At 66.9% G+C, this 2,583-nt stretch carries 1 protein-coding gene; it reads left to right on the top strand.

The genetic code is table 11. The annotated features are described in order from the left end of the window. Positions 1-887 precede the first annotated feature (887 nt). Positions 888-2,144, top strand: a complete 1,257-nt coding sequence (locus VIM19_11345) for an IS110 family transposase (GenBank protein HEY5185471.1) — start codon at positions 888-890, stop codon at positions 2,142-2,144. Positions 2,145-2,583: the final 439 nt, after the last annotated feature.

Here is a 2,583-nt window from a genome sequence, read left to right on the forward strand (position 1 = left end):
ATGCGATCCGCCACTGGGGTCAGGACCACCACCCCAAGGACCAGCAGCCCGAGCAGCACAATCGCATCCACCCGCCGAGTGTGCTGCACGAAAGGTGGTGACGCCTGGATGCGCGACGGCTTGACCATGTTCGCTTTGAGCGCTCCCTCTCGTGGTTCGCGCCTTCGCCTTCGCCGGCGCCGGCGTCGGCGTCGGGCGCGAGGCCGCGACCGCTCCCGGCCACTGGCACACCAGCGAGCACGAGCCGAGCTGCGGCGAGCTCACCGTCATCCGCAGCCCACCACGCAACTCGACCGGGGCTGTGATGCCGCCGGTGAGCACGATCATCCCGGCCTCCAGCGACGCGCCACGTGCTGCCAGCTCGTGCAGCAGCCAAACGACGACGTCGGCGGGCGAGCCCATGGCAGCGCTTACGCGGCCCGTGCGGCAGTCGACATCCCACTCCATCGCCAGGTCCGCGACGCCAACAATGGCGTGGACGCGGGTCCGGGAGGGCACAGCGGGGCGGCACTTCAGTCCAGCGCGGCCGGCTTGCACCCGCACAGCGGCACTTCGGATCAGCCACTTCCCGGACCCGCACCAACGACGCTACCGGCGCCGATAGTCACATGGAAGAGCCCGACCTCGAGACCTCTCGAACCGGCCTCTTGACAACAGAGTCATCCTTCGCCCCTGGCGGGGCGGCCCGTTCCGGGCTGAAAATGGGACTCCGGTCGCCCGTCGACGTCGTCACCCCTTGGTCCTGTTGAGGCCGTATCAGAGTCGGGCGCCGGGAGCTGTGTTGTGGGCCCTTCCATGTTGTTTCGAGCACGAGGACTAGATTCGCCATTCCCTGCAGCTCCTACGGGCGGCCGCCTGGGTGGTTCCCGTCGAAGGTGGTGGCTGCGGTGGAAGTGGAGCATGACGATCAAGAGATCATCCAACGGGTCGCGGCGTTGGACATCGGCAAAGCCGAATTGGTCTGCTGCGTGCGGGTGCCCGGCTCGGGCCGGCGCCGGCTCCAGGAGGTACGCACCTTCTCCACGATGACCCGGTCGTTGCTGACCATGTCGGACTGGCTGGCCGGTCTGGGAGTCACCAGGGTGGTCATGGAGGCCACCGGAGACTACTGGAAGCCCCCGTTCTACCTGCTGGAGGGCTCCTTCGAGACGTGGCTGGTCAACGCCAAGGACGTCAAGCACCTGCCCGGTCGTCCCAAGACAGATCGACTCGATGCGGTCTGGTTGTGCAAGGTGGCCGAGCGGCAGATGCTGCGGCCAAGCTTCGTGCCACCGGAGCCGATCCGGGTGCTGCGGGATCTGACCCGGTACCGGGTCGACCTGATCGGCGCACGGACCGCGGAGAAGCAGCGCGTCGAGAAGCTGCTCGAAGACGCCCAGATCAAGGTCTCGGTCGTGGCTTCGGACATCTTCGGGGTCTCCGGTCGGGCCATGATGACAGCGCTGATCGCCGGCGAACGCGACCCCGAGACTCTGGCCGACCTGGCCCGCGGTCGGATGCGCAAGAAGACCACCCAGCTGCAGGAGGCGTTCATCGGCCGGTTCAACGACCACCACGCGTTCCTGCTGACCAAGATGCTCGCCCGCATCGACCAGCTGGGCGCCGACATCGCCGACGTGGAAGAGCGCACCACCACCCAGATCGCCCCTTTCGCCGACGCGGTCGCCAGCCTCGATCAGATCCCCGGGATCGGCGTCACCGCCGCGCAGGCGATCATCGCCGAGATCGGACTGGACATGACTCGCTTCCCGACCCCCGCGCACCTGTGCTCGTGGGCCAAGTTCGCGCCAGGGATCAAGGAGTCCGCCGGGCGCAAGAAGGGCAACGGTGACACCGGACACGGCAACCGCTACCTGGCGCGAGTCCTGGGCGAGGCCGCCGTCTCGGCCGCCCGCACCGACACCTTCCTCGGCGAGCGCTACCGACGCATCGCCCGAAGGCGCGGAAAGAAGCGAGCAGTCGTCGCCGTCGGCCGGTCCATCCTGGTCATCATCTGGCACCTACTCAACGAAGAGAACGCCCACTTCCACGACCTCGGCCCCGACTACTACGACTCCCGCGTCAACCTCAACCGCAAAATGCGCAACCACGTCCGCGAACTCCAACACCTCGGCTACCGAGTCACCCTCGAACCCGCCGCCTGAACACCACCCGCCGCCAGCCCGGCACGCGACCCCTTACGTACGAGCACGTGGTCACCTTCATTTTCGGACTAGGGGTGCCGCTGTGACGCACGATTGAAGCGGCGACGACTGCCCGATCAGGCATGCGCCCAGTTCGGGATAGGCACTATTGACCCCTGGTCACCGCCATTCACTTCTACGCAACGGGCGACGAGCCGCAGGACCTGCTCGACTATCGGGGGAGCCAAGCAAGGTCACGCTTCATCCGTGGGCGTCGTTGCAGGACACGCTCCTCCCCATGTCCCGAGCGGAGGCGCTCAGCTCGCCGCACGTGATGGTTACCAGCCAGGCTTTGGGCCCGCCGGTCAGCGGCCGTCGGGAATGGCAACGCAACATCAGTCGGCTCGCTCTCACGTCTTCAACTCGCTGAACCCAGAGCGGCTCAAATCTTGGACCCGAC

The sequence above is a fragment of the Actinomycetes bacterium genome (assembly GCA_036510875.1).
Classification (GTDB): Bacteria; Actinomycetota; Actinomycetes; order Prado026; family Prado026; genus DATCDE01.